The 25,110-nt window shown below is 61.1% G+C and carries 24 protein-coding genes and 2 pseudogenes; 18 read left to right on the top strand and 8 right to left on the bottom strand.

All coding sequences use genetic code 11. The annotated features are described in order from the left end of the window. Nucleotides 1–13: 13 nt before the first annotated feature. The 8 genes from mmsB (at nucleotide 14) to CI15_RS33275 (ending at nucleotide 6,056) form a co-directional block, all read left to right on the top strand. Nucleotides 14–931 (top strand): 3-hydroxyisobutyrate dehydrogenase, encoded by a 918-nt coding sequence (gene mmsB, locus CI15_RS33305; protein WP_062137471.1) that lies wholly within the window; start codon nucleotides 14–16, stop codon nucleotides 929–931. Beyond that, nucleotides 928–1,728 carry an enoyl-CoA hydratase gene (locus CI15_RS33300; RefSeq protein WP_062137468.1) on the top strand — a complete coding sequence of 267 codons (801 nt, stop codon included), beginning with the start codon at nucleotides 928–930 and terminating at the stop codon, nucleotides 1,726–1,728. The genes mmsB and CI15_RS33300 overlap by 4 nt, the downstream gene beginning before the upstream one ends. Then, entirely contained in the window at nucleotides 1,725–2,888 is a 1,164-nt protein-coding gene (locus CI15_RS33295) for an enoyl-CoA hydratase/isomerase family protein (RefSeq protein WP_062137465.1), read from the top strand. Before CI15_RS33300 ends, CI15_RS33295 begins: the two co-directional genes overlap by 4 nt. A 432-nt stretch (nucleotides 2,889–3,320) precedes the next feature. Beyond that, nucleotides 3,321–3,623: a hypothetical protein gene (locus tag CI15_RS33290; RefSeq protein WP_062137461.1), complete on the top strand. Its 303-nt coding sequence runs from the start codon at nucleotides 3,321–3,323 to the stop codon at nucleotides 3,621–3,623. A gap of 133 nt (nucleotides 3,624–3,756) precedes the next feature. Beyond that, nucleotides 3,757–3,939, top strand: coding sequence for a CsbD family protein (locus CI15_RS33285; protein ID WP_062137458.1), 183 nt, complete (start codon nucleotides 3,757–3,759; stop codon nucleotides 3,937–3,939). Between the two features lie 162 nt (nucleotides 3,940–4,101). Further along, the gene (locus tag CI15_RS33280; protein WP_062137455.1) at nucleotides 4,102–5,196 is read left to right on the top strand and encodes an AI-2E family transporter; all 1,095 of its coding nucleotides are present in this window, start codon (nucleotides 4,102–4,104) and stop codon (nucleotides 5,194–5,196) included. Between the two features lie 145 nt (nucleotides 5,197–5,341). Then, nucleotides 5,342–5,506, top strand: a complete 165-nt coding sequence (locus CI15_RS35940; RefSeq protein WP_075643824.1) for an FmdB family zinc ribbon protein — start codon at nucleotides 5,342–5,344, stop codon at nucleotides 5,504–5,506. A 148-nt stretch (nucleotides 5,507–5,654) separates the two neighbouring features. After that, nucleotides 5,655–6,056 (top strand): hypothetical protein, encoded by a 402-nt coding sequence (locus CI15_RS33275; RefSeq protein WP_062137453.1) that lies wholly within the window; start codon nucleotides 5,655–5,657, stop codon nucleotides 6,054–6,056. Nucleotides 6,057–6,093: 37 nt separating this feature from the next. Here CI15_RS33275 and CI15_RS33270 read toward each other — a convergent pair whose 3' ends face one another. The 4 genes from CI15_RS33270 to CI15_RS33255 all read right to left on the bottom strand — a co-directional run bounded on the left by CI15_RS33270 (nucleotide 6,094) and on the right by CI15_RS33255 (nucleotide 12,112). Then, nucleotides 6,094–7,374 carry an MFS transporter gene (locus tag CI15_RS33270; protein WP_062137450.1) on the bottom strand — a complete coding sequence of 427 codons (1,281 nt, stop codon included), beginning with the start codon at nucleotides 7,372–7,374 and terminating at the stop codon, nucleotides 6,094–6,096. 74 nt (nucleotides 7,375–7,448) lie between these two features. Next, on the bottom strand, nucleotides 7,449–8,285 hold the full coding sequence (locus tag CI15_RS33265; RefSeq protein ID WP_062137447.1) for a siderophore-interacting protein: 837 nt from the start codon (nucleotides 8,283–8,285) through the stop codon (nucleotides 7,449–7,451). 64 nt (nucleotides 8,286–8,349) lie between these two features. Beyond that, nucleotides 8,350–9,237 (bottom strand): PadR family transcriptional regulator, encoded by an 888-nt coding sequence (locus tag CI15_RS33260; protein ID WP_062137443.1) that lies wholly within the window; start codon nucleotides 9,235–9,237, stop codon nucleotides 8,350–8,352. Between the two features lie 1,153 nt (nucleotides 9,238–10,390). After that, a complete protein-coding gene (locus CI15_RS33255; RefSeq protein ID WP_062137439.1) occupies nucleotides 10,391–12,112 on the bottom strand; it encodes an FAD-binding protein in 1,722 nt (573 codons plus the stop codon). A 322-nt stretch (nucleotides 12,113–12,434) separates the two neighbouring features. Here CI15_RS33255 and CI15_RS33250 point away from each other — a divergent pair. The 3 genes and pseudogenes from CI15_RS33250 to CI15_RS33240 all read left to right on the top strand — a co-directional run bounded on the left by CI15_RS33250 (nucleotide 12,435) and on the right by CI15_RS33240 (nucleotide 15,247). Further along, a pseudogene (locus tag CI15_RS33250) lies at nucleotides 12,435–13,771 on the top strand (MFS transporter). A gap of 78 nt (nucleotides 13,772–13,849) precedes the next feature. Further along, nucleotides 13,850–14,230: a nuclear transport factor 2 family protein gene (locus CI15_RS33245; RefSeq protein WP_062137436.1), complete on the top strand. Its 381-nt coding sequence runs from the start codon at nucleotides 13,850–13,852 to the stop codon at nucleotides 14,228–14,230. A 171-nt stretch (nucleotides 14,231–14,401) separates the two neighbouring features. Next, a complete protein-coding gene (locus tag CI15_RS33240; RefSeq protein WP_062137433.1) occupies nucleotides 14,402–15,247 on the top strand; it encodes an aldo/keto reductase in 846 nt (281 codons plus the stop codon). 17 nt (nucleotides 15,248–15,264) lie between these two features. Here the strand turns inward: CI15_RS33240 and CI15_RS33235 are convergent, their stop codons facing one another. After that, nucleotides 15,265–16,182 carry a LysR substrate-binding domain-containing protein gene (locus CI15_RS33235; protein WP_062137430.1) on the bottom strand — a complete coding sequence of 306 codons (918 nt, stop codon included), beginning with the start codon at nucleotides 16,180–16,182 and terminating at the stop codon, nucleotides 15,265–15,267. Nucleotides 16,183–16,369: 187 nt separating this feature from the next. On the opposite strand from CI15_RS33235, the gene CI15_RS33230 reads away from it, so the two are divergent. The 5 genes and pseudogenes from CI15_RS33230 to CI15_RS33215 all read left to right on the top strand — a co-directional run bounded on the left by CI15_RS33230 (nucleotide 16,370) and on the right by CI15_RS33215 (nucleotide 19,972). Continuing rightward, nucleotides 16,370–17,050 carry a TetR/AcrR family transcriptional regulator gene (locus tag CI15_RS33230; RefSeq protein WP_082814359.1) on the top strand — a complete coding sequence of 227 codons (681 nt, stop codon included), beginning with the start codon at nucleotides 16,370–16,372 and terminating at the stop codon, nucleotides 17,048–17,050. Nucleotides 17,051–17,246: 196 nt separating this feature from the next. Next, a pseudogene (locus CI15_RS38345) lies at nucleotides 17,247–17,354 on the top strand (hypothetical protein); the annotation flags it as partial. Nucleotides 17,355–17,739: 385 nt separating this feature from the next. Continuing rightward, nucleotides 17,740–18,438 carry a pirin family protein gene (locus CI15_RS33225; protein WP_062137424.1) on the top strand — a complete coding sequence of 233 codons (699 nt, stop codon included), beginning with the start codon at nucleotides 17,740–17,742 and terminating at the stop codon, nucleotides 18,436–18,438. 51 nt (nucleotides 18,439–18,489) lie between these two features. After that, nucleotides 18,490–18,912 (top strand): DoxX family protein, encoded by a 423-nt coding sequence (locus CI15_RS33220; RefSeq protein WP_062137421.1) that lies wholly within the window; start codon nucleotides 18,490–18,492, stop codon nucleotides 18,910–18,912. Nucleotides 18,913–19,090: 178 nt separating this feature from the next. Continuing rightward, the gene (locus CI15_RS33215) at nucleotides 19,091–19,972 is read left to right on the top strand and encodes a pirin family protein (RefSeq protein WP_062137418.1); all 882 of its coding nucleotides are present in this window, start codon (nucleotides 19,091–19,093) and stop codon (nucleotides 19,970–19,972) included. A 73-nt stretch (nucleotides 19,973–20,045) separates the two neighbouring features. On the opposite strand, the gene CI15_RS33210 is transcribed toward CI15_RS33215, so the two are convergent. Beyond that, nucleotides 20,046–20,819 carry an SDR family oxidoreductase gene (locus CI15_RS33210; RefSeq protein ID WP_062138393.1) on the bottom strand — a complete coding sequence of 258 codons (774 nt, stop codon included), beginning with the start codon at nucleotides 20,817–20,819 and terminating at the stop codon, nucleotides 20,046–20,048. A 317-nt stretch (nucleotides 20,820–21,136) separates the two neighbouring features. Between CI15_RS33210 and CI15_RS33205 the strand changes: the two genes are divergently transcribed. Next, nucleotides 21,137–21,673, top strand: a complete 537-nt coding sequence (locus CI15_RS33205; protein ID WP_062137415.1) for a MarR family winged helix-turn-helix transcriptional regulator — start codon at nucleotides 21,137–21,139, stop codon at nucleotides 21,671–21,673. Nucleotides 21,674–21,819: 146 nt separating this feature from the next. Here the strand turns inward: CI15_RS33205 and CI15_RS33200 are convergent, their stop codons facing one another. Both CI15_RS33200 and CI15_RS33195 read right to left on the bottom strand, forming a co-directional pair. Next, complete coding sequence (locus CI15_RS33200) at nucleotides 21,820–22,482, bottom strand: SDR family oxidoreductase (protein WP_062137412.1); 663 nt, start codon at nucleotides 22,480–22,482, stop codon at nucleotides 21,820–21,822. A gap of 115 nt (nucleotides 22,483–22,597) precedes the next feature. Further along, complete coding sequence (locus tag CI15_RS33195) at nucleotides 22,598–23,338, bottom strand: TetR/AcrR family transcriptional regulator (protein ID WP_062137409.1); 741 nt, start codon at nucleotides 23,336–23,338, stop codon at nucleotides 22,598–22,600. 418 nt (nucleotides 23,339–23,756) lie between these two features. Between CI15_RS33195 and CI15_RS33190 the strand changes: the two genes are divergently transcribed. Further along, complete coding sequence (locus CI15_RS33190; protein WP_153041246.1) at nucleotides 23,757–24,980, top strand: acyl-CoA dehydrogenase family protein; 1,224 nt, start codon at nucleotides 23,757–23,759, stop codon at nucleotides 24,978–24,980. Nucleotides 24,981–25,110 lie beyond the last annotated feature (130 nt).

Raw genomic sequence — 25,110 nt, 5'->3', positions numbered from 1 at the left:
CGGAGACGACACCATGAAAATAGGCTTTATCGGACTCGGCAACATGGGCGCGCCGATGGCGCTGAACCTGCTGAAGGCCGGCCATGCGCTCAACGTGTTCGACCTTAGCGCGCAGGCCGTGCGCATGCTGGTCGATGCGGGCGCACAGGCGGCCGGCTCGCCGAAAGCGGCCGCGAGCGACGTCGAATGCGTGATCACGATGCTGCCCGCCGCGGCGCACGTGCGCCACGTGCTCGCCGCGGACGACGGCATCCTCGCCGGCATCGCGCCGGGCGTGCCGATCATCGATTCGAGCACGATCGATCCCGCCAGCGTGAAGGCGTTCGCCGAACTCGCGGCGGCGCACGGCAACAGCTTCGTCGATGCGCCGGTATCGGGCGGCACGGGCGGCGCGGCGGCGGGCACGCTGACCTTCATGGTCGGCGGCAGCGCGAGCGCGTTCGAGCGGGCGAAACCGGTGCTGTCGGCGATGGGGAAAAACATCGTGCATTGCGGCGACACCGGCACGGGCCAGGTCGCGAAGATCTGCAACAACCTCGTGCTCGGCATCTCGATGGCGGGCGTCGCGGAAGCGATGTCGCTCGGCGAGGCGCTCGGTATCGATACGAAGGTGCTCGGCGGCATCATCAATACGTCGACCGGTCGCTGCTGGAGTTCGGACACGTATAACCCGATGCCGGGCGTGATCGAGACCGCGCCGTCATCGCGCGGCTATACCGGCGGCTTCGGCACCGACCTGATGCTGAAAGACCTCGGCCTCGCCACCGACGCCGCGCGCAGCGTGCGTCAACCGGTCTATCTCGGCGCGCTCGCGCAGCAGCTTTATCAAACGATGAGCACGAACGGCGCGGGACGTCTGGACTTTTCGGCGGTGATCAAGCTGTATCGCTCGCACGAGCACGGTGGTGGCGGCAACGGAGGCGCGCAATGATCGATCTCGCCTATGCGTACGATGGCGCGATCGCGTTGATCACGCTGAAGCGGCCGCCCGCGAACGCCTTCACGCCCGATGGCCTGCTGCAATTGCAGCGCACCGTCGAGCAGTTGAACGGTGAGGCGCGCGTGCGCGCGCTCGTCATCACCGGCGACGGCCCGAAGTTCTTCAGCGCGGGTGCCGATCTGAACACGTTCGCCGACGGCGATCGCGACATCGCGCGAACCGCGGCGGCGCGCTTCGGCGCGGCGTTCGAAACGCTACAGAATGCGCGGCCCGTCGTGATCGCGGCGCTCAACGGCTATGCGATGGGCGGTGGTCTCGAATGCGCGCTCGCCTGCGATATCCGCATCGCCGAGCAGCATGCGGTGCTGGCGTTGCCCGAGACCGCGGTCGGCCTGCTGCCGTGCGGCTGCGGCACGCAGACGCTGCCATGGCTCGTCGGCGAGGGCTGGGCCAAGCGCATGATTCTGACCGGCGAGCGCGTCGATGCGGCGACCGCGCTACGCATCGGCCTCGTCGAGGAAGTGGTGGAGCGCGGCGCCGCACCTGAAGCAGCGTTGACCATGGCGCAGCGCGTCACCGCTTTGAGCCCGCAGGCGGTCAGCTTCAGCAAGACGCTGATCCATCAGGCGCGGCATGGCGTGCCGCGCGGCGCCGCGCTCGCGCTCGAACGCGAGGGTTTCGTCGATCTGTTCGACGGCGCCGATCAGCGCGAGGGTGTCAACGCGTTCCTCGAAAAACGCGCGCCGCGTTGGCAGGCGAGCCATGCACCACGGGAGACGCAGCGATGAGCGCCCTGCCAGGTGTCGCGGCCGAACCGCGTCATGCGACGAGCACGCTCGCCGAACCCGAGATTCTGTTTCGCGTCGTCAATCGTGTCGCGATCGTCACGCTGAACCGGCCAGCCGCGCTCAACGCGTTGTCGCACGCGATGGTGCGCGAGCTCGCGGTGCTGGTCGAGCGTTGCCGCACCGATCCCGCGATCGTCGCGCTCGTGCTGAAGGGGGCCGGCGACAAGGGCTTTTGCGCGGGCGGCGACGTGCGCGAAGTGCATCGGCTCGCGACGCAGCGCGACCCGCGCTGGCTCGCCTTCTTCGTCGACGAATACCGGCTCGACTACGCGCTGCACACGTTTCCGAAGCCGGTGGTCGCGCTGCTCGACGGTATCGCGATGGGCGGCGGTATGGGGCTCGGTCAGGCGGCGCGGCTGCGCATCGTGACCGAGCGCAGCCGCATCGCGATGCCGGAGACGCGCATCGGCTTCGTGCCCGACGTCGGCGCGAGCCGCTTTCTGAGCGTGATGCCGGCCGAGCTTGCGCTGTATGTCGGGCTGACCGGCGCGACGCTATCGGGCGCGGATGCGATGCGCCTGCAACTGGCCGACCTGTGCGTGCCGTCCGACTGGCTCGCGAGCTTCGAGGAGCGTTTGCAGCGCATGCCGCACGACGGCGAGCGCATCGACGCCTTGCGCAGCGTGTTCGAGCCGCCGTGCAACATCGTGCCGCACGCGCCGCTCGCGGCGCTCACGCAACTGATGCTGCGCCACTTCGATCGGCGCTCTGGCGTCGAGCGGATCGTCGCGACGCTGCGTCAGGACCTCGAGCGCGATCCGCCGCGCGAGCTGCGGCAATGGCTGCAGGCGACCTACGACGCGCTGACCACCTGTTCGCCGACGATGCTGCATGTGACGCGCGAGGCCCTGCTGCGCGGCCGGCAGATGACGCTCGCCGAATGTTTCCGCATGGAGCTCGGCATCGTGAAGCGTGCGATCGAGGAGGGCGATTTCCGCGAGGGTGTGCGAGCGCAACTGATCGACAAGGACCGTCGACCGAGCTGGTCGCCCGCGACGCTCGCCGAGGTGCGGCCCGAGCGCGTGCGGCATTTTCTCAGCTCGCCCTGGCAGGGCGACGCGCATCCGTTGGCCGCGCTGGGCGTGGAGCACGGCGACTGACTTACGCCGGGTGCCAGGCTGAAGACCAGCCGAACTTAGGCATCCCTGGCATCGTCCGTCCGGCGTTCCGCCTGTCTGCCGCCCGCAGTCGATCGTGGTCTGGCGCACATAGACTACGTGCGCCAATTGACATCTTTCCGGGCGCATTCTTAGATAGATAATCAAGCCCCGTCCCGACAGGCAAAGGCTGCTCGCAACGCTCATCACGGGCGCTCGTCCACTTACGGTGCGTTCACGTCACCGTATTGCCGCATTCCTGTGCTCGTAATCGATCATTTGCCGTGGTGAAGAGGAACGGGCGCGGATGCTCGCGGAACGTAAATTCGAAGGGCGCTGTTACGAAGTATTGCAATTGCAGTTGTACCGGAGGTCGGGATATCCGATTTACTATGCGGTACCAGAGGACATCCTGAAGACCGAAATTTCGCGGTCGTGCGCACGTTCGCGCGGGACATGATCTTCCGCGGCACGTCGCCCGGCGCCGCCAGTCTGCGCAAGCAGTCCATCTACGTGATCGACCGCACCAAGCCTCCCGGGTGCTTCATCAATCACGACGTGGGAAGCCGCGAAACGCCGCTGCCGGCGAACTCCATGCTCGACGAACGCTACGGGGTCGCGCTGCGGAACCTCCTGAATCGTGCAAGGAACGAGGAGCTTTTCAGGCATATCTTTCACGACGCGAAAGATGATCATCCGGACGCGGCGCACGGGATGTCGGGAACGGCGCATGCTTAGACTTTCAGGTTGCTCCGACGCGCATCGCCTCAGGTGAAGCGATGTGCGCCATGACGCGGCGCGACGCGCCGTACGGCGGCTGTTTCGTTGCAACGCCAGGCAACTCCACAGTCAAAACCAGCAGGAAGGCACCATGAACAGGAATCTCATCGAAGGTACCGCGAAGGAACTGAAGGGATCGGTCAAGGAAGCGATCGGGAAGGTTACCGGCAATCGCGCGAAACAGGCCGAAGGGGCGGCCGAAAAAGTCGCTGGCCGCATGCAGGCGAGAATCGGCGAAGAAACCGATGAAGTGCGCGAGCATGTCAAGAGCTAGCGCGCTGCGGCTGCATGTACCCGCAGCTTGAACCATCCGGCCGCGGGCGTATCACGTCAGGCACGCAAGCCGTGCGCTGACGCACCACGGGCGTAGCGTCTCGCACACCGCCGGTGCTCGCCGCGTCGCGCCGGACTGGCATCGACCATTCGAGGACGCCTAATGCTGGGATTCGACGCCGGAACGGCGAGGAAAGTCTGGACCGCGTTTCTGCTCGCGCTGCTGTTCTTCATCATCTATATCGCGTCGACGACGGTGCTCGTCGTCGTGTTCGCGGTGTTCTTCAGCTATCTGATCTACCCGATGGTGGCATTGGTCGAACGGGTGCGCCCGCGCCGCGTGCCACGCGTCGCGTCGATCGCGTTCGTGTTCGTCGTCGTGGTCGCGCTGATCGCGGTGGTCGGTTCGGTGTTCGGCGTCGAATTGCAGAGTCAGGCGACGCGTCTCGTCACCCAACTGCCCGCGCTGCTGCGCACCGACGTGCCGGACCGTCTGCCGCTGCCGCATTTTCTCGAACCGTTGCGCGAACGGATCATCGATTTCGTGCGCAGCCAGATCGAAACCGGCTCCGACAAAGCCGTGCCATTGGCACGCAGCCTCGGGCTCGGCGTCGTGCATGCGGCGAGCAACCTGATCTATCTGGTGCTGATTCCGATCCTGAGCTTCCTGCTCATCAAGGACGGCGAGAACATGCGCGAGGCGTTTCTCGCGTTGCTGAACAGACCGCATCGCATGCTGTGGAGCGAGATCATCGACGATCTGAACGTGCTGCTGTCGAAGTACGTGCGCGCGCTGCTGTTTCTGTCGCTCGCCACGCTGCTGTGCTACGGCGTCGCGTTCTCGCTGCTCGGCTTGCCGTATGCGTTTCTGCTCGCGGTCAGCGCGGGCTTGCTCGAATTCGTGCCGTTCGCGGGGCCGCTTGCCGCGGTCGCGATCACGCTGGTGGTCGCGGTGTTCAGCGGCTATCCGCATCTGCTGTGGCTGGTGATTTTTATCGGGCTGTATCGGCTGTTTCAGGATTACGTGCTCAATCCGTATCTGATGAGCGAGGGCGTCGAGGTCAGTCCGTTTCTGGTGATCGTCGGACTGCTCGCGGGTGATCAGCTTGGCGGCGTAGCGGGGATTTTTCTCGCGGTGCCGGTGATCGCCACGTTGAAGATCGTAATCGGCCGGGCGCGGGTGTTTTATGCTGCGTCGCACGAGCAAGGCGAAGCCGCGCGATGCGCGCTGACGGGTCAGACCGACGACGAGACCTAGCGCGTTTCGAGGTAGTTGGCGCAAGCCGATCGGGTGCTGCTTTGTCCGGTGGGAACGGCCTTTCCTGCACTAGAATGGGTTATTGCCGGCGTCGTCGACAGTCGCTGGCGAGCACGACGTGCAGGATTCTCTCTGGAGGAATGCCATGCCGACTTATCGGTACAGGTGCGAAAAGTGCGGTGAGATGTTCGAACATGCCGAGCATCTTGCTGAACATGAAGCCGCTCATCCGGCTTGTCCGAAGTGCGGGAGCGAGAAGGTCGAGCACATACCCACGCCATTTGTGCCGAAAACATCGAGAAAGAGCTGAAACCTGTCTGACAGGACAACGGCAAAATTCGGCCCAGCAGGCTGAAAGCATCGAGGCGCTGCAACAGAACGCGAAGTTCACCCGTTTGCGAAAGCGCGATGCATTTCGTCGAGCCACCGGCACCACACCGAAGATCGTGGAGCACGCGATGGGAAGCGCATGGAAACGCCGCTTCAAACTGTTTATCCAGCGTTTCTGGCAACCGACAAGCGCATGCATGACCTGTATGCCCGGAAGCTGGGGCAACATCATGAGCCTCGCTCACTGGGCGATCGCATTCAAGACGGGGCTGCTGACCGGTGTGCTGACCTTGCTGCTCACCTTCACGCCCGCTGCGAGGTGGTTCGGCAATCGCTATGGCAACGCACTGCTCGTCGGCTGCCTGACCGCCATTGGCGATGCCTACTCTCACCTGAGCCACTACCGCTTTCATGCTCTCGAACACATCGCGACGGGCGTAGTGTCAGGCCTGTTCGCGCTCGCTGCGTCGTACCTGCTCGAGGACCGCGCGCGTCGCCTACGCGCGGCGTGGTCGCGTTTGTTTGGTTAATTCAACCCCTTTGCACGCGTACGCTCTGCCAAGCGCGCTATTCGAATTGTCCCTGACGTGGTGTTGCGCCGTGGGCCACATCGTTTCGTGGCGCTTCGGCTGGCTGCGCGTCTCGCGCTGTACCCTTGACGCGCGAGACCCACAGCACCGCCACGCACGCGAGCGCCACGGCAACCCATCCCACGCTCCCATATCCGACGATGCGGCCATCGGCCGAGGTGCCAAGCATCAAGCCGCCGAGCCACGCACCGGTGCCGGTGCCGAGCGCCTGCAACGCGCTGTTGGCGCTCAGGAACGCGCCGCGCCGCGCAGGCTCGGGAACGGTGGTCAGCAGGGCCTGCATCGGCACCATGCGTCCGTTCATCAGCACCATGAAGCACGGGAAGAACAGCACGAGCGCGTAGAACGGCAGGTTCGGCAGATGCGTGATGAACAGCACCGGCACGAACGACAGCAGCGCCGCGCAGCGGAACACGCGCTGCGTGCCGAAGCGGTCGGCGAGCTGGCCGACAAGACGCGACGTGAAGAACGTCGCCGCGCCGCCAGCCATATACAGCCACGACAACTGCCGCGGCGCGACGCCATGATTGGCGACCAGCGTCGGCGAAATGAACGGAATCACCAGCATGTGCGCGATCATCATCATGAACGTCAGCGCGAACGCGTTCAGATGCCGCGGGTAGCTGAGCAGCCGCCACAGATCGGGCAGCACTTCGGCGAGCGGTGGCTGCCGGCGGCTCAGATGCGCGGCCAGCGAGGGCACGAGTTGCGAGCCCGCGACCCACACCAGCAGCGACAACACGACCAGCAGGAAAAACGGCGCTGCCCAGCCGAACCGCGCGCCGAGCATCACGCCGGCCGGCACGCCGGCGATCGCCGCAAGCGAGAACGCCGTCATGATCGTGCCGGTCGCGGCGCCGCGCCGTTGCGGCGGAATCACGTCGCCGACGATCGCCATGATCACCGAGCCGAGCACGCCGCCCGTGATGCCCGCGAATGCGCGCGCGGCGAGCAGCAGCGCGAAGCTCGAGGCGAGCGCGCAGGCGAGGTTCGACAGCGCGAACAGCGCGTAAATGGCGAGCAGGAGACGGCGCCGGTCGAAACGGTCGATATAGGTCGCCGCGAACAGACCCGACAGCCCCGAGCACCACGAATAGGCCGATACGGCCGTCGCGAATGCGGCGGGTGTGATCTGGAACGCGCTCATGATCTGCGGGCCGAGCGGCATCATCACCATGAAGTCCAATCTCATCGTGAACTGCGTGAGCGCGAGTAGCCACAGCAGACGACGCTCGTGCTGTGGAGTGATGGAGTACATCGATCGATCTCCGTTTGTTGTTCGAAGCACGCCCCGGGTGGTCGCGCGCCATGGCCCGGCGCGCGAGCGGGCGCTCAGTCGTCGAGCGTTTCGTGGACCGCGACCGCGCCCTGTTTCCAGTAGCTGGCCGCGCGAATCCGCGTCTTGTGGACCCCGCGTTCGCCGCACAGATGCTGGCGCACCGCGCGCATCGTCGCCGCTTCGCCGGCGGCCCACACGTAGCCTTCGCCGTTCTCCGGCAGCCAGGTATCGCGTACTGCCTGCAACAGCGCTGCGCCGCGCGTGCCGCCCTGCGTGTCGATTTCGCTGCGATAGCACCAGACGAGGTGCAACTCGGCCTGCGTCGTGAACTCGATGCGCGCCGACGGATCGGCGACTTCGATCACCGCGGCCGCACGCGTGCCGGGCGGCAGCTCTTCGAGGCGGCGAGCGATCGCGGGCAGCGCGGTGTCGTCGCCGATCAGCAGATGCCAGTCGAAGCCGGTCGGAATCACGAGCGAGCCGCGCGGACCACCGATGCCCAGATACTGGCCCACTTTCGCCTGCGCGGCCCACGTCGCGGCGGGGCCCGCGTCGTGCATCGCGAACTCGATGTCGAGCTCGCCGGCGTCGCGATCGAATCGGCGCGGCGTGAAATCGCGTGCGGTCGGCCGCTTGCCTTCCGGGAATACCGGGCCGTCGGGGCCGGCTTGCGGCAGCGTCGGCTTGTCGGCGCCGGGTTCGGGGAAGAAGACCTTCATGTGATCGTCGAACGACGCCGACACGAAGTCGTGCAAATCGTCGCCGGTGAAGGTCACGCGAATCAGGTGCGGCGTCAGCGCGCGCACCTGCTTGACCTGCAGCAGACGGAACTTCAACGGATGCCGCACGCGCTGCACGGCGAGATCGGGGCGATGGTGCTGCTCTTGCATGAGGATGGTGCTCCTGTTCGGTTCGAGAGGACGCGCGGGCAGGCTCGTGGCCTGCGGCGCGCTATCAGGCGGAGGGCTCGCTGTTGCTGCCCGCGCCGGGTTTTTCGCTGCCGTTGCCGTCTTCGATTTCCTTGGCCGCGCGCATCAGGATCGCGGCGATGCGGCGCTGCTCGTCGGCCGGCGCGTTGTCGCGACGCAGCAGCGCGTTCTTCAGCGTGCGGCGCGCTTCGTTGAGCTCAGGCACCCAGCCGCCTTCGCTGACGTCGGCCGGCGCTTCGCCGGCAAACGCGCGGCGCACCGAATCCATCTTGCGGGCGATATGCGAGATTCGCGCGAACATCAGCTCGACGCGCTCGCGGTTCGCGGCCAGATACTCGCGGCCGGCATCCGACAGTTCATAGCGCTTGCGGTTACCTTCGAGTTGCACGCTCACGTAGCCGAGCTCTTCGAGATAGGTCAGCGCCGGATAGACCATGCCGGGGCTCGGGCTGTAGAAGCCGTTCGAGCGCGTTTCGAGCGCCTTGATCAGCTCGTAGCCGTGGCTCGGCTGCGTGTCGATCAGCGACAGCAGCAGCAATTGCAGATCGTCGGAGCTGAATTTGCGGCCGCGTGGCAAACCTTCGCCGTCGCCGCCGAAGCCACCCGGGCCGCCGCCGTGTCCGCCCCAGCCACCGGGACCGCCGTGGCCGCCGTGGCCGCCGTGGCCGCCGTGGCCGCCGCCGAAGCGTGAGCCACGGCCGCCGAAGCGCAGACCGTCATGGCGGCCGAACGCGAGCCGCAAGACGTGCAGCAACTGCTGATGGCGCGTGTCGGGCGAAGCGCCGGCCGCGAAGGCGTGGTGCGCGGCAACGTCGCTCGCATGGGGCCATGAACGGCCGAACCCGGCGTGAGAACGGTCACGGGCCTCGCGGTGCTCGCCTCGCGGACCGGAAAAACGATGAGGATGACGCATCTGGGAGTCTCCCATAAATGTCGTAAGATGCATCTTAAGATATATATCTTAAGATAGTCTGTCAAACTCTTTTTTCGATCGATGGGGAGACAACAAAGTCTGCGGGACTGTAAGACTCGTCGTTCGGGCGCAACCAAGTCCGCGGCAACGGGAAAAATCGTCGTGCGGCGCAAGATCTTTCTTGCGAAGAACTATTGAATTCTGTGTTTGGGTAGTCTGTGCTTCCCGGGGCGATGGAGGAGGTCGACACGGCAAGTCGAAGCGCCGAACGTTAGCTGGGATGATGTGGGATCAGATTCTCAGTCCCGCATCTAAGCGCTACGATTCCGCGCTCACTGCAGCGACATCTAATAACCAGTCGCACAGCCGTAGCCCATCACGAACTGCCTTACGGTCAAGTGGGGTATGGACATTCTTGTCGACACCCCTAGGTAAGGATGTGAGCGCGACGTGTGGGCGTCCATAGGCAAGCCTTGCCCCCGTGATCACTTCGTTGGCAGGTTCAATACGAGGATGGCCATTCGTGTGGCGTGTCGCGCCGGCAAATCGCCGGACGAAGCCGACGTTCGGCCGTCAACCTTTGCGCGGCAGCTAAAAGCTGCATCTTCGACGTTCGCATACCGACGGTGGCGGATGTCGCAACTCGCTGTGAGCGAATTCGTGCTCTCCACTCCACGCCTTAAGTCAGGCGGCTCGAGTGAACGACCGCCTCTCAAGCTGTGATCGACACCCGCCACAGGACAGTCTCGGCTTGATTTCGCTCGCCCCCAATTGGCCGGCTATCAACGTCGAATTTCGGTTGGAAAATGCGCCGACTGATCTGATCGGGAGACGGTCGATCTGCCCCTGCACACCGGCATCGCGACAGGGAGCAGTTTCAAAATGCGCCGGCTGGCTCCGAATTCGCCGATGCTCACAGCGAAGCCACCCTATCTGAAAAGACGCGCTGCGCCGCGCACGCTGCGTGAACCGGCCGATCACGATTGCCTGGCGATTTTCAACCGGAGAGGGCGCAACACGTGGCGCCTGCAAGGGCCACGCGGCAGTCAGGAGGTGTCGATCAACAGCCGGTTCGCTGTGAACGACATGCGAGTGCAGGTGGAGGCTTGCATGGTTTATGCTGGAGAAGCTGGACAAGGCGATGACCTGCACCTCACGCGACCAAGGGCGCGGATGACCTTGTTGCAGGCTCACTTGCAGAAAGTGACATCGCAGCCAGATAGCCGAAAGTCAACGCGGGTCCGAGGGTGATCCCGGCGCCAATATAGTGTCCACCTACGGGCGAATTCATATCGTTGCCGCAGGCATAGAGTCCGGCAATGGGGTGGTTATCCTGATCCAGCACCTCGCCGTGACTTCCAGTCACGAGACCGCGGCTGGTGCCGAAATCGCCCGGCATTAGCATGACAGCATAAAAGGGTCCGTGCTCGATGGGTCCGAGACACGGGTTCGGCGAGTGCGTGGGGTCGCCCTTGTAGATGTTATAGGCGGATGATCCCTTGCCGAAATCGGTGTCCACGCCCGTTGCCGCAAACTCGTTGTTACGTGCGACGCTGCGTTCCAATCCGCCTGTGTCGACGCCAATCTTGCCTGCAAGTTCAGTGAGCGTCCGTCCGCTGAAAAGGTAGCCGGCCTTCTCATACCGTCGCAGTGACAAACTGCCGGGAAGGATGACGCCAATGCCGTATTTTTTGACCGTGGCCGCATCCGCGATCAGATACGCGGGGATCGCGCCAGCATCGAACATGCCGAGTGTAAAAGCGTGGTACGACGCGGCCTCGTTGGTGAACCGGTTGCCATCCTTGCCCACTGCGATGAAACCAGGCTTCGGACGGTCAAGCATGAAGTGCCCCCATAGCACCTTCGCGCCCTTGTCGTTCTGCAGGACGGACATTGGCACGTAGTAGCCCGTGTCTTCGGAGTTGTGATCGAGCCGCCCACCAGCCGACAGACCGAGCCGAATACCTTCGCCAACATTGCTGGGCAGTCCGAGTCCCAACTCGACGGTCGGCTTGCGTGAATGTTCTTCGCGCATTTTCTGGTTGCCCGGATAGCCTCCGGTGGCGATGATCACGCCCCGGCGCGCGCGGATTCGCTGCGTGCGGCCGTCGCGAACCACCTCGGCACCGATGACGGCACCCTTCTCGATGATCAGTTTGCTGGCGGACGACTTCAGCCAGATTTCGATCTGCCGGTCCAGCATGGTTTTGTAGAGGCGCGCGATGAGTGCATTGCCGGCAACGAGACGAGTGCCACGGTGATAGCTGAGCCGATCCACGCCATAGCGCAGAAAGCGCTTCATCACGTGGAAGAACGACCGCGCCGACTTCGTGACCGAAAGGAAGTGAAGCAGGTCGACAAGGTCGAGCATCATGCCGCCGAACGGTGCGAATGCTGGAAGCGGGGCGCGTAGCGTCTTGAAGTGCGTTCCAAGTTTGCGTGCATCGAACTCCAACGGGGCGTGAGCGCGGCCGAACATGCCGCCGTCCAGTTCGGGGTAGTAGTCCGGATAGTCGACCGCCATCACCTTCAGCTCGGAGTTGCGCAGCATATAGTCGAGCGCGGTCCGACCCTGCTGGATATAGGCTTCCTGCAAAGAGCGATCGACACTCGCTCCCACCGTGCTGGCGAAATACTTGCGCGCCTTGTCTAACGAATCCTTGAATCCTGCTGCCTGCATGGGCGCGCTGTCGACGAACCACAGCATGCCCACCGACCATGCAGAGGTGCCGCCGACCTGATCGGTCTTCTCCAGAACAAGTGGTTCAAACCCTTCGTTTTTCGACACGATGGCCGCAGTCATGCCGGCGGCGCCAGCACCCATGATGATGACGTCGACCTCGCGGTCCCAGTTCTCCGTCGTTGCGGTGAGCATGGCGTTTGTCCTGTTGGTAAGAGTGTCTCGAGCAATCGATTTATATCGAATCATGCGTATCAGTGTGAATGATGTCAAGAAACTCCAGGGAATCCCCTGGCAGATTGCCTCGGGTCGCTTTTCTGCAGGCGCAGAGGTTTTCTGCTGAAACCGGTCGACAATTTCTTGACATTGATCATCCCATGAAAGATCATTCGATATAAATCGAATGTGGAAAGTCGCTGATATTCACCTGCGTGCCCCCTGCAGTGATCAAAGCAATGCCCCACGCCATGACCGCACAGTGGCCACCGTGCCGCGAGCAGCTGACAGGAGAGATACGATGAAAGGCGCTTCGCTCGTTGACGTACAGGAGTTGATCAATGGGCACCCTTTCGGTCGCTTTCAGCGGCTGATTTTCTTCATGTGCTTCGTGATTGTCCTGCTGGATGGATTCGACACCGCGGCAATCGGTTTCATCGCGCCGTCGCTGCTGACTCAATGGCATGTCGCAAAGTCGGACCTTGGACCTGTGCTGAGTGCCGCGCTGTTCGGTCTCGCATTTGGCGCGCTCGTGTCAGGCCCGTTGTCCGACCGCGTTGGGCGAAGGGCGCTGATTGTCGGCTCCGTGTTCCTCTTCGGCGTGGCCTGTGTCGCATCCGCATTCTCGACGACGCTGAGTCAACCGGCATCGGCCTTGGTGCGGCCATGGCTAATGCGGTGACCATGATCGACGAGTTCTGTCCAACCGGGCGCCGCGCCACAGTGACCACGCTGATGTGCTGCGGATTCCCGCTCGGCGCGGCATTGGGCGGATTGCTTGCCGCATGGATGATTCCTCATGCCGGGTGGCGAAGCGTGCTGATGCTGGGCGGCGCCACGCCGATACTGCACGGTGTGCTGCTCTGGCTCAAGCTGCCCGAATCTGTACGCTTCATGGTTGCAAATGGCAAGCCAGTGGCACGCATTCGCGCAACCTTGGGCCGCATCTCCGAAGATGTAATCCATGCTCGCGGCTTTGTTCTGACCGAGAGCGCACCGGCAACGGGTGATAACGGGCTCGGCCTCGTGCTGTCGCGCTCATACATCGTCGGGACATTGATGTTGTGGCTCGCGGCGTTTATGGGCCTCGTCATCATCTACGCGTTGATCAACTGGATGCCCATTCTGCTGAGGGACGCAGGTCTGAGCCCGAAGAGCGCGACACTCGTCTCCGCGCTGTTTCCGCTTGGCGGTGTGGGTGCGGTCTTGTGCGGCGCGCTCATGGACCGCTTCAACGCGAATCTCGTCATCGCCACGTGTTACGCGCTCGCCGCAGTCGGTCTGTTTGGGATTGGCGTCACGGCGGGAACCGTAAGCTTGCTCATACCGGTCGTACTCGTGTCCGGCGTGCTGGTGAACACGGCTCAAGCCTCGATGAATGCACTCGCCGCCACCTTCTACCCAACCGAAGGGCGCGGCACCGGTGTGGCGTGGATGCTCGGCATGGCCCGATTTGGCGGCGTTGCCGGCTCATTTCTCGTAGCTGAACTCGTGCGGCGGCACTTCACGCTAGTGGGTGTTTTCGCGACGATCGCCATTGCCGGCGCGCTTTCGTGCATCGCGTTGCTGGTCAAGCAGGCATCACCACCCCACGTCTTCGGAACGCAACCTGACGGCGTGGGATCGCTGAGTCATTGATCTGCACGACGGCCATATGCGCACGTGGTGCACCTGGCCGTCTATCACTTCGCATACTATTTAAGGAGGAACCGCGACATGTCTACTCAGGCGTCTACGGCAGCATTCGAATACGTTCTGGAAGTGAACAGGGCAGTTGATTCAATGGATGAGAACAAGCTTGCACCTTTCCTCACCGAAGGCTGCACATTCGTCTACGGCAACGGTGAACCGGTGATCGGACGCAAAAATATCGCGCAGACTTCAAAGAACTTTATGGCCACGATTAGCGGCATCAAGCACCATCTGCTCAACGCCTGGCGGTTTGATGACGTGATCGTCTCACAGCTCGAAGTGACCTATACGCGCAATGACGGATCGACACTGACCGTGCCGGCCACGACGATCTGGCGGATGCGCGATACGCAAATTGACGACTACCGCATCTATATCGACGTCGCGCCGTTGTTCGCGCATTGAATACACGATAAACATCAGCCCAGGAGCTTGGCTCTCCGGGAATCGTTCCATCAGTAGCAACGATGCGTTCTGGCGCGGGACCTATGCGCGAGTCTGGGGCGAAGCTAGCATCTGTCTCATCTCCGTACCAGAACGGAATTGGGCTGGCGGCAGTCCCATCGAGAGCGCTTCATGCAAAACGTCCAGGTTGTTCAGGTTGGTAACGGGTCCATTCCGGCGATCGGTTTTGGCACCTATGGGATGGGTGCTGACGACATCTATCGAATGATTCCGGCCGCACTCGACGCGGGCTTTCGTCACATCGATACCGCGCAAATTTATCGTAACGAAGGTGAAATCGGCAGGTGCATCGAGGCGTCCGGCATCCCGCGAAGCGACATCTTTCTGACCACCAAGGTTTGGGTCAGCAACTACGCATCGGAGCGCTTTGAAGCATCTGTTGACGAGAGCTTGCGAAAGCTCAAGACAGACTATATCGATCTGCTCCTGCTGCATTGGCCCGGATCGGATGTGCCGCTCGCCGAGCAGATTGCAGGGCTCAACGCAGTGGCCCGCGCGGGCAAGGTCCGGCATATCGGCGTGAGCAATTTCAACCGTGCGCTGATGAAAGACGCGATCGAACTTTCCGCGTTGCCGCTCGTGACGAATCAGTTCGAATATCACCCGTATCTGAATCAATCGTTGCTGATCGAAACCACGTTGCAAGCGGGACTTTCCGTCACCAGCTATTGCGGCATGGCAGTTGGCCGGGTTTTCTCGGACCCGACGCTCAAGGAAATTGCGGCGCGCCATGACAAAACCATCGCGCAGATCGTCTTGCGCTGGCTTGTACAGCAGCCAGGGGTCATTGCGCTGTCGAGAACTACGCGCATCGATCGGCTGGCGCAAAACCTCGCGGTATTCGACTTCGAGCTCGATGGTGCGGATATGGCGGCGATCCGTTCATTGGCGGCAGCAGGCAGCCGGATTGTCGATCCATTTGGACTCGCACCGTCGTGGGACAACACGAGCGTGTGACGTCGCCGCCAAGCGCGCTACCACTTCTGGTTCAGGGCTTCGAATCCTGCGACCAGCGCGTCGAGTAGTTGCCGGACGGCAGGCACCATGCCGCGGCGAGTCGGAAAGATCGCGTGAATCAGGCCAGGAGTCGTCGCCAGATTTGGCAGCAAGTGAAGCAACCCGCCGGCTTGAATATCGGCCTCCACGAATTCGCGCGGCAGCAGGGCCGCGCCAATGCCTTGCAAGGCAGCTAGCCGCAGGCTAGCGAGGTCGTCTGTCGCGAGACGCGGCTGATGCGTCCACGAGGTGATGCCACCCTCCGCATCCACCAGGTTCCAGACAAAGCGTTCGCTGTTGCTGGCCATGGAAAGCGTGGGCCATTCCTTGAGCGATTCAATCGAGTCGGGCACCGGATAGCGCGCGACCAACTCCGGACTGGCGACCAGCATATGAACGGATAAGCCAAGCTGGCGGACCGCGAGATCCGTGCTCTCGAGAGGTGGAAGCCTGACGCGGATGGCGAAGTCGAACCCTTCCTCGACCACATCTACGCGGCGGTTGGTGGCATCGACGAGCACCTGCACGTGCGGGTTGTCCTGGAGGTACTGCGCAATCATGGCGGAAATGCCGGAGGTCAGCAGCCCGACGGGGCAACTGATCCGTATGGTGCCCTGTGGCTTTGAGCGCGTCTGGTCCACAAAGTCCTTGGCAGCCTTCGATTCCGCCACAAGAGCAAGGCAATGCTGGTAGAACCGCCGCCCGGTTTCCGTCAAGGACAGGCTTCGGCTGGTGCGATTGAGCAGCCGGACGCCCAGTTCCTCCTCCAGAGCGCGGACGCGCCGGCTGAGTTTCGACGTCTGCACGCCGAGGCCACGGGCCGCTGCCGTGAAGCTTCCGTGCTCGACGACTTCCGCGAAGAGCCGAAGATCATTGAGGTCGTTGATTTGGTTCATGGGTTGCCTGAAGTCGGGCCTTCAACGTTCTACCACTCGCAACGTTGCTTTGCAATTCAGGACATGTGCGAACGATCGATGCGGAGATAGCATCTGTGAGAGGTACGACGATAGTCGTGCCAGTGGTGGGGCGCGTTACAGCGGGCTTTCGATCGGATCCGGTTGTTGATACAAAGGATAGCTAACGATGTGGAAAGCAATGTTGGATGCGCAGGTAGAGCGCGATCAACCTGTTCCGGATTCATCGCGGACTGCGCGGTCCGCGAACCGTCGAAGAAAACACATACACCCACAGGCTGCATTGGGTGATCTGCGGAAGAGCATTCTTGAAGCCGCGGAAGTGCTTTTCTCTCGCGAGCCTATCGAGTCGATGAACCTCGAGCGGCTCGCCAATCGGACGGGGCTTGGCAAGCGGACCCTCTACCGGATATTTGGACCGCGTAAGGCGTTTTTGCAGGCTTACGCTGAGTGGCTGTGTGACCGTGAGCGCGCGCGGTGGCACGAGGCCGCGCAGCGATGCGGCGAAGAGCCTGTCGAAACCATGATCGAACTGTTCATCGACATAGCGGTTGTGCTGGCTTCTGATGATCATCCGCCTGGGCCGATCCAGGTGCTGGCGATACCGTCCACCGACGAGAAGCATGCCCTCAGGCTATCGCGCAACAATCTTGTCCGGGAGTTTCGTGCGCTATTGCTGCGCCTCGCAGTTGCCGCTAACGCGACGGACGCCGAGGCGTTGGCTGAAAGCCTGACGACACTCTGGTTGGGTGCAACGTCCGGTTTCCAATCAGGCGGCGATTCAATACGAGTCGCGCAGCATTTGCCTTCTCTGGTGGATCACATCATCAAGAGCTATGTCCCAGGCTAGGACATTCGTGTTGCTCGTGCACCCCCGTGCATGCGGCACTTCTGGCGCCATTGGCAACCCCTTACGTTGAAAAAGCTGACCATGCAATATCCCGCGATTGAGGGTGCATTGGGAGATTTTGTCGTAACCCGTCTACTTGACCCGGAAGATGCGCCTGTCACCAGCGCCTCGCGTGAAATGGCAAGTCCCATGATATCGGCTTGCTCCCGAACATCCCTTTCCTACGGCCGTCGATGACGTGCTGCGTCTTATCGCGGGCTCGAGCAAAGGGGAATTCGGCGGATTGCCCTCACGCGGGTGCTGAATGCCGTCGCTGTGTATCTCACGGAAAAGCTGCGGACGGGCGTCACGCCGCACGGTGCATGCCGATGCCGCAGCGAGATTTAGTGCGCTGATTAAACACGCTCTCACTGCTCGACTGCGTCATTCCCACATGCCGTCCTCATCGCGCTCTTCTCATTGACGTCCGCGCGCCAGGTCCTCTCCGCCAGAAGTAGCCCGGCGCATTACTTGTGCAGTGCCTCTTATCGTTCTACCAGCAGCAATGAAACGTTGTGAATCAGGAGATATGCGCTGAATCGTTGCGGAAGTAGCATTTTCACATGGTTTGGCATCACGCTGATTTCGATGGGATGGCGAGTTGGAAATAAACCGTTTCTCGGGTCACACAACGCATATAGAGGCTGCACATGCTTACGCACAGACGTTGGGAATCACTGGATAGCGGCAATCTTGGCTGGCTACGCGCGAAGCACCATTTCGCGGTCAGCGCCGCCGGCAATCCTGCGCATTCCGCCCTCGGTCCGCTGATCGTCTGGAACGACGACGAGATCGCCGTTGGCAGCGGTTTCCCCATGCACGGGCATCGTGACATGGAGATCATCACCTATGTGCGCCAGGGAGTGGTCGGCCATCGGGACACCATCGGATCCGAGGGCACGATTCACGCGGGTGATGTGCAGGTCATGAGCGCAGGAACCGGCATACGTCACGCCGAGTTCAACCAGTCCGACGTGCCGCTCAAGGTCTATCAGATCTGGTTGCTGCCCCGTGAGTCCGGTGGCAAACCCGCGTGGGACACCCGTCCGTTTCCGAAAAGCGACCGGTCAGGTCGATTTGTAGTGCTTGCCAGTGGGTTTGCCGGTGATGACGGCGCACTGCCTATTCGCGCTGACGCACGCGTGCTGGGCGCGATGCTAAAGGCAGGCGAAAGCGTTCGATACGAGTTTGGCGCTGCGCGTTGCGCCTATCTCGTGGTGGCATCAGGACGCATCGAAGTCGACGGCGAACCGGTTGGGCCGCTCGACGGCGTGGCGATCACGAAGATCGCTGCTGCGCAGATTTCCGCACTTGAAGATTCCGAGCTGGTGATGGTGGACGCCGGCTGATTCCTTTGTTTGCAATCCACCTTCACATATTTGCTTTAGGAGATTGTTGTCATGGAACGTTTTAAATTTCTTCCGCTGTTGGGCCGCATTCTGATCGGGGCACCGTTTGTGATGAGCGGGGTCAGCAAACTCGCAGCGTATAGCGCCACAGTTGGCTATATTGCGGCCGTGGGTTTGCCCGTGCCACCGCTGGCATTCGTTCTGGCCGTGCTGACCGAACTGGGCGGCGGCCTGCTACTGCTGTCGGGCTACAGGGTCCGCGCTGTGTCGCTGGGGATGGCGGTATTTTGTGTGGTGACCGCGATGTTCTTCCACCACAACTTTGCCGATCAAAACCAGATGATTCACTTCCTCAAGAACGTGATGATGGCTGGCGGCCTGCTGCAGATTACGTGGTTCGGTGCTGGCGCATTTAGCCTTGACGCGCGGTCCTCCCGGACGGTTTTACGGACCGGCTCTCTAGGTGTGAATTAAATTGGCGGACTGATTGGGAGGTCTCGCCTGTTTCCCCACTGTGTGATGAAGGCACGCGCCGCTAGCCCACGCGGCGCGTCGGTGCGGTCAATCACCTTCATTGCCATCACGGTATTGCGCGGTAAGCGTTGGATACGAATCGCACGCAAGGCACCGCGGTTTTTCTCGAGGTAGAGCCATGAACAACCACACAGCCGTACTCACTCCAAGTCGGGGTTCCGCGCTGACCCCACGCCAGGTTGTGTTTCGAACCCGCGGCAACGGACACGGCAGCATTACCCGTCTGGTCAGTCCCAGCGACCTCGGCGAGCTGATCAAGCCGTTCGTCTTCCTCGATCACGCCGTGGTCGTGCCGACCGGCAAACCGATGTTCGGGATGCACCCGCACTCCGGTATCGCCACGCTCACCACGGTGCTGAGCGGCGGCATCTCCTATGCGGACACGACAGGAAAGACGGGCGAGTTGCCAGCGGGCGGCCTCGAATGGATGAAGGCCGGCAACGGTGTCTGGCACGACGGCAACGTATTGCCGGGCGAGGCCGTACGCCTCTTTCAACTCTGGGTGGCGCTTCCGCCTGCGCAGGAGAATTCGCCAGCGGAAAGCCAATATGTCCCGCCAGGCCGGGTGCAGCAGGATGGGCCCGTGCGCGTGATCCTGGGTCGCCATGGATCGGCGGTGAGCGAGATCCGCGCACCCGAGAACATCAACTATTTTCATGTGCAATTGGATGCTGGCGAGACTTGGCGATATCTGCCTCCAGCAGGACACAACGTTTCGTGGCTGGCAATCGACAAGGGCCGCCTGAGCGCATCTGAAACCATCGAAGCGGGGCAATTCGCGTTGTTCGAGGAAGCCGCCGGTGCGCCCATCGAGGTCTATGCCGAGGAAGCGACCTCATTTGTTTTCGGCTCCGCGGCCAAGCATCCCTATCCGCTGGTGCTCGGCCACTATTCGGTGCACACGAACGCGGATGCGCTTGCGCAGGGCGAAGCCGAGATTCGTCGCATCGGTCGCGAACTGGCCGCGCACCGTCGCGGCAGCGCGGCTCGCAATGCCTGATTTGTGGCGCGCAAAGGCAGTGTGACATCACCGCCCATCCCACTCGAATTGCACCCCCCGGTCTGGCGTGCGTTTACGTTCGATACACTGGCGCACCTTGTGGCGCACGGGACGCGCCGCCATCAATAACGATCTCGGACGCCTGCATGCTGCTGGAGCGATCGGATGCGAGAAATAGTGCGGCCTGTGCGATCTCGTCTGCTTCGTTCAGGCGGCCAATCGGGATAGTTCTGAGCAGATTCTTTTCAAGCGCCTGAAACTCCGCCTCCGTATGCGCGATGGAGTTCCAGATTGGCGTGCGGGTTGGGCCGGGCACGAGCGTATTGACGCGGATGCCTCTTGGCGCCAGTTCCGATGCCAGCGCCCGCGCCATGCCTGAGATGCCTGCCTTGCTGGCGGCATATGCGCTGAATCCAGCAACGCCCATGGTCGCGACGATCGAGCCGATCAGTATGATGGACGCGCCAGCACGCAAGTAAGGCAACGCGGCCTGCACCGTGTAGAAGCTGCCTGCCACGTTGATGGTCAATACCCGCGCAAACAGGTCGCCGGACGTATCTTCCAACGGGGTGGAGCATACGATGCCGGCGTTGGCAAACAGTATGTCGATATGTTGAAAGTGGCGACCCACTTGCGCGAAGGCGAGGTCGAGCGCCTTCCTGTCAGTGACGTCGGCTTCGACTGCCATGACGCCGCTGCCAAGTTGTTCGCGAGCAGTGCGCAGCGTTTCCCGACTATTGCTCAAGATCACGACATGAGCACCTTCATCGAGAAACAGACGCGCGGACGATAATCCAATTCCACTATCTCCGCCCGTAATCACGGCAACCTTGTTTTCCAACTGCATCCACGCCTCCTGAGATTCAGGCTTCAGGGCAAACTTTAGGTCAAACGCCGCCAATCCACTCATGCCGCCCTCGCATTGGCGAGCCGACGCAACACAACGGTCCGACAGCGGGCGCGTGTTGTATGATCTTTCCTTGGTGGATCATCTGTAGGACGATGATGCCATCGAATATGGATTGATATCAAATGATGTTATTTCGATTCAATAAAGTCAAGGGCTTTGGGGAATGCCCTGATCCGGCGCTTTGATACCCCTTTTCTTGCCCAGCCTTACGGACCCATGTCTGGATGGCGGGCCCCATGTCGAGGAATGAGTCAATGGCCAAGTCGAACGCCACTACAGCCAAAACAGCGAGGAATGCTGCTGTGTCAGCACCGGTTGAAAGAAATATGCCCGAGCTATTTGATGATCGCGGCAGAACCATTCCGTGGATGGCCAGAACGGTGCACCGGCTTTACGATGGCAACGCGCAGAAGATTCTGGACAAGGAAAACCTCGCCATTGCGTATTGGTACTACCTGCGCGTGCTCGCGGAGCGTGGAGAACTGAACCAGCTCGAACTGAGCAAGCGCGTGGGTATTGCGTCGACTACGGCAGTTCCGGCGCTGGATAACCTTGAAAAGCGCGGCCTTGTGCAAAGGACGCGCGATCCCAACGACAGACGAAAGTATTTCGTCAATCTGAAGCCTGAAGGCAAGCGTCTCGTGGATGAGTTGATGCCTGAACTGACCCAGATGATCGCAACGTCACTGGACGGCATCACCCCGCGCGATATACGCGCGTTCTGGAAGGTTATGCATCAGATCGAACACAACCTGAATCAGATGTCTCAGGATAATTCGGTCGTGGATTGAGCTTGGCTTGAACCTGGCAAGCCTCGGAAACCTTGCCAGCCCCCACTACGCGGTGTGCCATTCCTTCATGTGCGGGTCAGCGAATGCGCGCAGACTTTGCAGTGCCATGGCCACCGCGACGCGATTGACTAACCGAACAGATTCGCTCAGATGGGTTGAGCCGGATAAATGACCTCCGGCGTCCAGCCTTCACGCGGTTGGGTGTACAGATCCCAGAACGCTTGTGCGACACCGCGTGCCTCGGGAGAATCGGGTGTCACGAAGGTGGCCACGGTGACGGAAGCAACGTGGACGCCGCGATTCCTGAAACTGTCGAAAACCCCTTGCGTCAGGTTTTGAATCCCAGCCTTACCAATGCCCAGCAGCAGGTAGTCGGGATGCGGGTGCGTTGCCAAGGCACCGCCAGTCATCAGGATTGCGCCGCTGCCGCGCGCCAGCATGCCTCGCGAAGCGGCCTGCGTGGCGACGAGTGCCGCACCGATGTTGATAGTCAGATCGGAAACAAAGGTCTCGGGCGCTTGTGTTTCAATTGAAGCCGAATGTATGGACGCCGAGTTGAAATGCAGCACATCGATTGCACCAAACTCTGCTTCCGTTTCGCTAATGAGCTTGAGCACGCTGTCGAGATTTCCGGCATCTGCCTTCATGGTGCTGACCGTATAGCCCTTGCTGGACAATTGGCTCGCCCTCTCGCCAAGCTTCTCGGGATCGCGCGACGTCAGGACCACACGGAAATCTTCTTGCGCGAAACGCTCTGCAGTTGCGATCCCGATGCCGGGCCCAGAACCGATGCTAAGGAACGTCTTCATTGTCGAGTCTCCTGTGAATGATGATCGCAATGTATCGGAACTCACACAGTGACACTATCGTGGCGAATGCAAAGCAGCCTTGCACGCGCAGCAATGACCCGTGCGTGCGTTTCCGTTACTTCCAGGAGACCGGTGTGGTTCTGCTTGACGGCTGATATGACAGAAAGCGTTGCCCCTCCTCGCTATCGATCTTGTCGATCCATTTGGGTCTGGGTATGGCAGTCGTGCCTGCCGCCCACGTCTGAAGGTAGCTGAGCGAAAACATAACCGCTTGTTCGCACAGCCTGGCCGAACAATCCAGCCCGGTGAGCGCCATGTGCAGGCTGGCATCCATGTATTGATTGGGGTCATCCACACCTTCCATGATTGCCTGAATGGTATGCGCTGTTGCTCCCCTTAGAAAATCGCTGACTGCATCGATCCGCTCAAAGTGAAACTGTCCGTTTGCTTTTCCGTTGCGTAGATCGAGCACCATGTACCGTGCGACCAGCGTATTGTGAGGCCATGCATCAACCCGCGTTACGTAAGCTGCCCACGTTGGATCCAACAGGGCCCGTAACAAAAACAGTCGGAACCCTACGGCAACGCGTTGCCACGGCTCCTTAAGCCCATCGAAAAGGGGCAGGATATCCGCGGTCATCTGATTGCTGAGCTCTTCTCCTATCGCTGCCATGACTTCATCCAGCGAGATGAAGTGGTTGTAGAACGTGGCTCGCGATAGTCTCGCCTCACGAATGACGTCATCGATCACGGGCCGTGGGCCGCCGCGCCGCACGTACACCTTCATTGCGGCATCCAGTAGCCTGGTCCGCGTCAGGAAGCGCTTTCGTTCAGCTGCCCTGGTTTGATGATCCACAGTCTTTCCCGTCTATGAACAATTGCTTTTTGGGCCATTCGTTACGTCTTCAGGAAATGATACGGGTCTTCGTGTTTCGCGGCTATGGCTCTGTGCATTCTCAAACCACTCGCCTCACGCGCGCGTTTGCACACCAGAATTGACATTTTGTCAGAGTGACAAAAGCGGTCAGCAATAACCCTGGAGAGGCGGTAATTCTGTTGAGCCCGGGAGGTCATCAATCTATAGTTAATTCCAGAAAGAGGTTGTATCGGTTGATGCAAATAAAGCTATGCATAGTAATTCGGCCTGCGAAATAACATTGAGGCGGAACGTTATGAAACAACAACCTCTACCTGGTAAAACTCATTTTTAGTCCGGAAAACAGAAGAGAAACCGGCCTTAAGTAGTGGTCTCCTGAATCCATAGAAGAGGAAGCATGATGGGAAACATTATCGATAACTTTGAGATCCCGCATCAGAATGAAACGTCGCCGGATCTGAAGGAACTAGTCAAGCGTGCCAAAGGCTTGCAACCGCTGTTGTTCAAGAATGCGCCAGAATCGGACAGAAACCGGCGCGCCAGCGAGGAAAACATCGAGGCTATCGCGGATGCGGGTCTCTTCAAGTTGATGGTTCCCAAACGCTATGGCGGTTACCAGGGCACGATCCGCTCGCACATTGAAGTCACTGCGGCACTGGGAGAAGCCTGCGGAGGTACTGCGTGGGTCACCTCTCTGATCAACGGGAGTGCTTGGCTGGTCAGTCTGTTTTCAGAACAGGCGCAGGACGACATCTATGGAGCCAACCCTAACGCGCGGGTATCGGGGGGTTTCACGCCTACCACGCAGGTACGACGCGTCGAGGGTGGGTTGGTGATGTCGGGTAAGTGGTTCTTTTCGTCGGGTTCGCTGCACTCGCAATGGGCCATTCTGGGGTGTGCCGAGCGTGACGAGCATGGCGCGCTCAAGGCTCAATATCTCGCGCTCGTGCCAATGAGCGAACTCGCGATCGAGGACACCTGGTTCACCACCGGCATGCGCGGCTCAGGCAGTAACTGTATCGTGGGTAACGATGTGTTCGTGCCAGACCATCGTCTGCTGGATATCATGGCCGCAGTGCGTGGCGAATATCCGACTCCGTTTAAAGACGAAGTCGAGTATCGCGCCGCATTTGGACCCGTATCGTCGCTTCTGCTCATTGGGCCGCAACTGGGCATTGGTCGTGCAGCGTTAAAATATGTGATTGAGAAGGCTCCGCAGCGCGCGATTGCGTACACGTCATTTACCAGGCAGACGGACTCGACTGCCTTCCAGCTACAGGTGGCGGAGGCTGCGCTGAAGATCGACACGGCACATATGCGTGCCTTCCGCGCTGCGGATCAGGTTGACGACGCTGCACGCCTGGATATGTCTCTGGACTACATCACGCGTGCCCGTATCCGGGCCGATGTGGGTGTTGTCGTGTCGGACATAACGGATGCGTTGAACACGCTGATTTTCGCGCATGGCGCCGGAAGTTTCGCGGAAGCCAGTCCGGTGCAGCGCTGGTGGCGCGATTCGAATACTGCAGCGCGTCACGCGATCGTGCTGCCGGCTGTGGGCGCCGAGGTGTACGGCAAAGCGTTGCTGGATGTCGAAAACACGGTAACCCCACTGGTGTAGTACCTGGCCGAGCAATGCGCTGCGGTCTCTCTGCGCGATCGTAGCGCGATGGCAACGTGAGAGCAGGGCGCACGTCCCTGCCTTTTGATCAGATCGCCGCGTTGTGCGACCCGCGATCTTTCGCTTGCCT

Origin of the sequence: Paraburkholderia monticola (assembly GCF_001580545.1) — a bacterium.
In the GTDB taxonomy this organism is placed as follows: Bacteria; Pseudomonadota; Gammaproteobacteria; order Burkholderiales; family Burkholderiaceae; genus Paraburkholderia; species Paraburkholderia monticola.
The sequence above is the reverse complement of the archived record's forward strand: the minus strand, read 5'-3'. Positions and strand labels throughout refer to the sequence as shown.